Here is a 7421-nt window from a genome sequence, read left to right as displayed (position 1 = left end):
AGGGTGGCTTCGAGCTCGTCGGCGACGTGACCAAGGATGTGCGCGGCGGCGTCCGTCGCGTCTTCGCGGGCGGCGGTCATCCCTGTTCCGAGCAGCCGGATCTCGTGTGCGATTCGCTGCATCTCACCGCGCAGCTCGCCCGCCGCGGCTTCGTCGACGAGCCGGGCGACGGATTCGACCCCGTCGCGGATCGCCCGGTCGACGTTCTCAGCCTCGGCCGGCAGGAGACCATCTCGAACCTGCCGCAGCTCACGGCTGGTGTCGGCGACGCCGCGGGCATCCGCTTCCGAGCTCAATGCATGTCTCCAGCCGCCATCGGCGCCGTAACGAGCCTTCCATCGTACCGAAGGTGATCGATTCCGTCAGATGATCGGCCCCACCTCGCTTCGGCTCATGCATGCCACGGCGCGGCGTCAGGACGGGTTGGGGCTGTCGGAACCGGGCTGTACGGTCGTGGCCACGACCGGACGGATGGAGCGTCTGAATGGGTCAGCGAAACCAGCAGAAGCGAGCCGCTACGAAGCGTCGTCAACAGCGGCAACGACGCGGGTCGACGCCGCGCTCGGGTGCCGGCGCATCACCCGGCCCGTACGGCTCAGGCTCGACCGGCCCGAATCCGTTCGGCATCGCGGCCGACGACCGGTTCGAAACCAGTGCACCGTCGGCGGAGGCACTGGCGAAGGTCGTGTTCATGGCCGGGCAGCATCAGGCGTCAGGTGTCAAGGATGCGGCGCGAACCTGTGCGGCGGAACTGAGCGCGCAATATGCGCCACGTCATGATCGCACCCTCGCCACGGCCGCCGGTCTGGCGTTGAGTCGGGTGATCACGGCGTTGTGGCGGTCCGGATGGTTGCCGGTCGATGTGTGGGAGGTCGTGCGGCGACGGGCCGACCAGGAGGTGACCGGCCTGCTGGTCGACACGATCGCCGCCGACACCGCGCAACACGCCCCCGCGACGGTGCACCAGCGCTGGGCTGATCAAGTGACGCGGCTCGAAGCCACCGTCTGGTGGCCGAAGAACGAGCCGCATCTCGGGCCATGGGCACGACGTCACGGTGTAGGTACGCAGCACGCCCTGTTCGTCACCACGACGCTGCTCGCCCAGCTCATGGTGCTGCCGAAGCTGGCGCCAATCCTGCCACCGCCGGGCTCGGCTTCGGCGCGTGTCACCGCTGCCGGTGCCCGGGTCGACCAGAAGGTTCTGGCTCGTGTGCGGGCGCTGCTGGCCAAAGCGGAGTCGACCCAGTTCCCGGACGAGGCCGAGGCCTTGTCGGCCAAAGCCCAGGAGTTGATGAACCGGCATGCCTTCGAGCGTGCGCTCCTGGATGCCGACCACGACGTCCAACCGGCCGCCACAGCGCTCCGGCTGTGGCTGGACTCGCCCTACGTCGAGGCGAAGTCCCACCTCGTGGCGGCCATCGCTGGGGCCAATCGCTGCAAGTCGGTGTTCTACCCGAAACTCGGATTCGTCGCGCTCGTCGGCGAGACGATGGATCTCGAGATCACCGAACTGCTCGCCACCTCGTTGCTGGTTCAAGCCACGCACGCGATGCTCGCCGAGGGCAACCACGTCACTGGCGCAGGGACCTCACGCACTCGCTCCTTCCGGCGCTCATTCCTTGTTTCCTACGCCAACCGCATCGGCGAGCGGCTCAGCGAGGCCGGTCAACGTGCGCACGACCCCGCTGACGACGCCCGGCTCCTGCCGGTGCTCGCTGCTCGTTCCCAAGCCGTCGAAGACACCTTCAACGAGATGTTCGAGCACACGATCCGGAAATCGGTGACCGTCTCCAACGGTGCGGGGTGGGACGCGGGGCGCGCGGCCGCCGACCGCGCTGACCTCGGCGTCGAGCGTCAGCAGATTCGCGGCGGAGGCAGCTGAGAAGCTGGCGCGACTGGTCACCGCGGGCCACCAGTCGCGCTAGCCTGCTCGGATATTCCGATGGTGAGGCAAGGGAGCGACGTTGATCGCGTTCCTGTGGGGGTTGGCGGCCAGCTCGTCGCTGCTGATCGGCGCGCTCCTGGTCTTCGTTCGGCCGTTGTCGCAGCGCGCGGTCGCCTTGGTCATGGCCTTCGGCGCCGGCGTCCTGCTCTCCGCGGTGGCTTACGACCTCGTCGAAGACGCGTTCGAACGCAGCGACGCGACGACGTTGCTCATCGGGTTGGGTGCAGGCGCCGTCACGTTCTATGCCGGCGACCTGCTCATCGACCGGATGGGCGGCGCCGATCGCAAACGGTCCACCGGCGCGCAGGCCACCGGCGGTGGCGCGGCGATCGCTTTCGGAACCGTGCTGGACGGCGTACCGGAGTCAGTCGTGCTCGGGACCACGTTGCTCCACAGTGGTGGCATCAGTGTCGCGATGCTCGCGGCGGTGTTCTTGTCGAACCTGCCGGAGGCCATGGCCGCGACCACGGGTCTGACGTCGTCGGGCCGGAGCAGACTCTCGGTGATGGTGCTCTGGCTGACCACGACGCTGGTCTCGGCGCTGGCCGCGGCGGTCGGGTTCACGGTGCTCGCGGACGCGTCCGGCGGGTCGGTGGCGTTCGTCCAGGCCTTCGCTGCCGGCGCCTTGCTGACGATGCTCACTGACACGATGGTGCCCGAGGCGTACGAGTTCGGCGGCCCGTCGACCGGGCTGGTCACGGTGCTCGGCTTCAGCGTCGCCTTTGGCCTGAGCACGCTGACCTGACGCGCTCGGCCGATGCTGCTGTCACTGCCACCGGCCGGGGACCAACGGGTTGGGGATCTCGATCGCACGAACGACCTCGTTGATCTCGTTGCCCCCGTCCGGCCCAGCGACGCCGAAATCGCGTGCCTGGACGACGACCCGGTCGGGATGGACGTCGAGGACGAGGCCGCGGTTGATGTCCCGGGTCACGACCTCGGAGATATCGTCGGTGTTCTCACCGCGGGCGTCCCACTCGACATGCATGGCGCCGGTGTTCACCGCGACGAATCCGTCCGGGTGACCGCCTGGCACCCGACGGCGTACTGCCCAGTCACCCAGCTCGACCGGGTAATGCGTGTGCCCGGTGAGCACGATCGCATTCGGGTGATCACCCAGAATCGCGGTGAGCTCGTCGTTGCGTTCATGGTGCTCGTGGTACCAGGGGATCCACGACGCCGACACCGTGTCGCCGAGCGGGAAGTGGGTGATGACGATCACCTGCTTGTTCAGTCGAGTCCAGTGATCCAGCCGCTCGTTGAACCACGCCACCTGCTCGTCGGACATGCTCACCTCGGGCGGGCGCGGATACTCCTGGCCGAGGACGAGCACTGGTACCGAACCGCCGGGCCCGTCGACGACGGATTCGCCCCACACCCGCTCGCGTTCGGCGAAGGTGAGGAAACGATCAAGCAGCACGTCCCAACCGTCGTCGGCGTAGCTCTCGTGATTGCCGATGGCGGCGATGACCGGGTCCGGCGTGATCTTCTGCGCGTTGGTCATGACGTCGTGGATGTCGGCCCACTCGCCGGCGGCGCCGCTGTGCACGAGGTCGCCGACCATCAACAGGGCCGAGGCGTCCGGGCGCACGTCGGCGAGATCGGCCAGCCCGTGCGCCAGATCGTGCGGGTGGCCCTGGATGTCGCTGACCGCCCACAACGATGTCGCTTCAGCATCGGCCGCCGGGAGCACAGGGCGTACCGCGACGCTGTCGATGGCCCAGTACCAGGAGTTGCGCGGGGCCGTGAGACGCCAGCGGAACACCGCTTGCCGGACACCGTCGGGGACGTCGAAGGCCAGTTGTTCGGTGCTGTTCGTCCGGGCCGGGTCGTAGCCGCCAGTCGTGTTCGTGTCGTCGTAGCGCAGCAGGGTTGTCTCGTCGCCGCTGTCGTCGAACTCGACGGTGACAGTGGCGACCTGTCCGGTCCACGGGCGTAGGTGGGAGTCGAACGTCAACTCCACCCGGTCGTGGCCCCGGACACGCACGGGCGCCGAGGTGAGCGTGGTGTCGAACTCGTTCGGCACATCGTTGTTGTCGGCGTACTCGTCGGAGTCGGCGACCGCGATGACGCCGTCGGAGCGGCCGAACCGATGGCGCATTTGATCTTCGGCCTCGACCCAGAACTCACGCGTGGTGAACGTCCAGCCGCGCCATGCTTCGACGCCGGCACCCCGCATCGCCGGGTCGATCTCTACGGTCCACCCGGGCGGTGCTTCATGCGTGTAGCCGGAGCCGTCGACGTCGACGCCGTTGAAGCTCTCGCGCCACAGGGCGGCGTGGTCACGGCGCGAAGCGTCGGCGGTCTCAGCGGCCGGATCGGCCACGACCAGCGGGGCGGTGGCGAGTGTCGCGAGGACCATGATCGGTACGGAGCGACGGCGGAGGCGAATCATGATCGGGAATGTACGCCGCGCCGGTGACCAACATGGTCGAATCGGGCAACTGGCCGACCACGGCCACGTGCCGAATTCGTGAACGGTGATGGGCGCGACCACACCGCGCTTCACTACCAGCGATGTGGGGCACGTCTCACCCGGGCGTTTCTCAGCCAGCTCACAGCTGCGCTGTGTTGTTCTCATCGCCTTGCACACAGAACGGGGAGACTCACGTGGCGACCTTTCTCTACCGGCTCGGCCGGTTCTCCTACCGACGCCGCAAGATCGTCGGAGCGATCTGGCTGGCCCTGGTCGTGTTGTTCGGTGTCGGCGCCTCGGCGCTGTCGGGTCCGACGCAGGACTCCTTCGAGATTCCCGGCACGGAATCACAGGAGGCGTTCGACCTGCTCGAGGAGCGCTTCCCTGCGGCGAATGCCGAGGCGACATCGGCACGGGTGGTGTTCGCCGCACCTGAGGGCGAGACCCTGGCCGATCCGGGCCATCAGGCCGCGGTCAGCGACGTCGTGGCCGAACTGTCCGCCGCTCCACAAGTGGCCCAGGTCGCGGACCCGTTCCAGGCCGGCACGGTCTCTGACGACGGGACCATCGCTTACGCCCAGGTCAACTACACCGTCGGATTCGTCGACCTCACCGACGAAGCGCAGCAAGCCCTGTTCGACGCTGCGGACTCCGGGCGTGAGGCCGGGTTGCGGGTCGAGATCGGCGGCGAGGCCGCGACGGACGCCGAATTCGGGGGCGGCACCGAGTTCGTCGGCGTGGCCGTGGCAGCGGTCGTGCTCATCATCACGTTCGGGTCACTCGTCGCCGCAGGTCTTCCGCTCTTGACCGCGATTCTCGGCATCACGATCGGGATTTCCGCGATCACCGCGGCCACCGGATTCATCGACATCGGGTCCGAGACGTCCACCCTGGCGCTGATGATCGGCCTGGCCGTCGGCATCGACTACGCATTGTTCATCGTCTCGCGCTATCGCCACGAACTCAGCGCCGGCCGTGACGGCGAGGAGGCTGCCGGCCGGGCTCTGGGGACCGCGGGGTCAGCTGTGATCTTCGCGGGCTTGACGGTCATGATCGCGATGGCCGGGCTGTCGGTGGTGAACATCCCCATGCTCACTGAGATGGGGCTCGCGGCCGCGCTGACGGTGGGCATGGCGGTCGTCATCGCGTTGAGCCTGCTGCCCGCCCTGCTGGGATTCGCCAAGCACCGCATTCTGGGCGGCAAGATCCCGGGGCTGAAGGTGCGCGATCCCGAAGCCGACGACGGCACCGTGACCATGGGGCGGCGCTGGGCGCGGTTCATCGCCCGTCGCCCGGTGCCCGTGCTGATTCTCGCCGCGCTCGGCATGCTCGTCCTGGCCGCGCCGGTGACCGACCTGCGCCTCGGGCTTCCCGGCGAGGGCAGCCTGTCGCCGGAGACCACCCAGCGCCAGGCCCACGACCTCGTGGTCGAGGGGTTCGGCGAAGGTTTCAACGGGCCGCTCACGGTGGTGGTCGACGGCGCCGGCTCCGCCGACGCCCAAGCTGCGATGGACACGGCCGTGGCGACCCTGCGTTCGATGGACGGTGTCGCGCAAGTCTCGCCGCCCATGGTCAACGAGACCGGCGACACCGCGATCGTGAACGTCGTTCCCGACACCGGACCGGTCAGCTCCGAGACCGAGGACCTCGTGCATCAGATCCGTGAACAGGGCCAGGTGCTGACCGAGCAGACCGGGGCGAGCGTCGCCGTCACCGGGACGACGGCGATCAACATCGACTTCTCGGAGAAGATGAGCGACGCGCTCGTGCCGTATCTGTCGCTGGTCGTGGGCTTGTCGCTGGTGCTGCTGATGGTGGTGTTCCGGTCGTTGCTCGTCCCGGTCAAGGCCGCCCTGGGCTTCCTGTTCACCATGGGCGCCACGTTCGGTGCCATCGTGGCGGTCTTCCAATGGGGTTGGCTGAACGGCCTGCTGGGTATCGAGCAGACCGGACCGATCATCAGCATGCTGCCGATCTTCCTCATCGGCGTGGTGTTCGGCCTGGCGATGGACTACGAGGTGTTCCTCGTCACCCGGATGCGCGAGGAGCACGTGCACGGCAGCGGGCCGACCGAGTCGGTCGTCACCGGGTTCCAACACGGCGCCAGGGTGGTCACCGCCGCGGCGGTGATCATGATCAGCGTCTTCTCCGGCTTCATCTTCAGCGGGGAGGACGTCATCATGCAGATCGGGCTCGCTCTGGCCGCAGCGGTCGCCTTCGACGCCTTCGTGGTGCGCATGACCATCGTTCCGGCGGTGATGGCGTTGGTGGGCAGCCGGGCGTGGTACCTGCCGCGCTGGCTCGACCGCGTGCTGCCGAACGTCGACGTCGAGGGGGAGAAGCTCACACGTTTTCTCGCTGACGAGGCGGAACAGCACGAGCTCGAACCTGTCCGTGGTTGAGCTGACACGGCAGTGACCTGCGAGAGCGGCGGCCGGCCGGACAGGTTCGGCCGCCGCTGTGGTGTGCAGGTGCTCGCGCGTGGACGTCGCCGGTATACGAACTCATCTGATGCAGAATGTGCACGACACGCAACGCTGCGCGCGCAAGCTGTCCCCGATACGGAGTGAGGCCGCGATGAGCGACGACGACCTGGCCACGGCCTACCGAGCGTGGATCGACGAGTTGTGGAACGGTGACCTCGATGCGCTCGACGACGTCGTCGCGCGACTCGTCAGTGACGACTTCGTCGGCAGCTGGCCGGGCGCTGCGGGGATGGTGCGCGGCCGGACGGCGCTGGCCGAGGTCGTGCGGGCCGGACGCCTGCCCTTCGACGGGCTGATCTTCGACATCGAGGTGGGGCCCATCGTCTCCGGCGACTTGGTCGCAGGCCGGTGGGTCGGCCGGGGCGAGTACGCGGGCGGTGCGCACGCGCTGCCGGGAGCTACGGCGCCTGCGGGGACGGCCGTCGAGTTCCGCGGCCACGACATCATGCGGTTCAGCGATGGGGTGTTCGTGGAGTACTGGGTGATCTCCGAGGGAGAGCACCTCATGGCGCAGCTGACGGGTTGAGTGGGCCATCGGCCGCGGCGGAGGTACACCACGAGGCGTTGTGTCGCA

General features: G+C 68.2%; 6 protein-coding genes. 4 read left to right on the top strand and 2 right to left on the bottom strand.

The genetic code is table 11. The annotated features are described in order from the left end of the window. On the bottom strand, nucleotides 1–296 hold a 296-nt coding region (locus M6444_RS00705; RefSeq protein ID WP_298321887.1), incomplete at its 3' end, for a hypothetical protein. A 188-nt stretch (nucleotides 297–484) separates the two neighbouring features. Here M6444_RS00705 and M6444_RS00700 point away from each other — a divergent pair. Both M6444_RS00700 and M6444_RS00695 read left to right on the top strand, forming a co-directional pair. After that, a complete protein-coding gene (locus M6444_RS00700; RefSeq protein ID WP_298321885.1) occupies nucleotides 485–1882 on the top strand; it encodes a DUF2786 domain-containing protein in 1398 nt (465 codons plus the stop codon). A gap of 82 nt (nucleotides 1883–1964) precedes the next feature. Next, nucleotides 1965–2690 (top strand): hypothetical protein, encoded by a 726-nt coding sequence (locus tag M6444_RS00695; RefSeq protein WP_298321883.1) that lies wholly within the window; start codon nucleotides 1965–1967, stop codon nucleotides 2688–2690. 21 nt (nucleotides 2691–2711) lie between these two features. Here the strand turns inward: M6444_RS00695 and M6444_RS00690 are convergent, their stop codons facing one another. Then, complete coding sequence (locus M6444_RS00690; protein WP_298321880.1) at nucleotides 2712–4340, bottom strand: metallophosphoesterase; 1629 nt, start codon at nucleotides 4338–4340, stop codon at nucleotides 2712–2714. A gap of 215 nt (nucleotides 4341–4555) precedes the next feature. Here M6444_RS00690 and M6444_RS00685 point away from each other — a divergent pair, with 215 nt between their 5' ends. Both M6444_RS00685 and M6444_RS00680 read left to right on the top strand, forming a co-directional pair. Beyond that, nucleotides 4556–6763 carry an MMPL family transporter gene (locus tag M6444_RS00685; RefSeq protein WP_298321877.1) on the top strand — a complete coding sequence of 736 codons (2208 nt, stop codon included), beginning with the start codon at nucleotides 4556–4558 and terminating at the stop codon, nucleotides 6761–6763. Nucleotides 6764–6938: 175 nt separating this feature from the next. Beyond that, the gene (locus tag M6444_RS00680) at nucleotides 6939–7373 is read left to right on the top strand and encodes a nuclear transport factor 2 family protein (RefSeq protein WP_298321875.1); all 435 of its coding nucleotides are present in this window, start codon (nucleotides 6939–6941) and stop codon (nucleotides 7371–7373) included. Nucleotides 7374–7421 lie beyond the last annotated feature (48 nt).

This window comes from Haloactinopolyspora sp., assembly GCF_027324685.1.
Lineage (GTDB): Bacteria > Actinomycetota > Actinomycetes > Jiangellales > Jiangellaceae > Haloactinopolyspora.
Note: the sequence above shows the minus strand (reverse complement) of the source record. Positions and strands in the feature narration are given on the sequence as shown.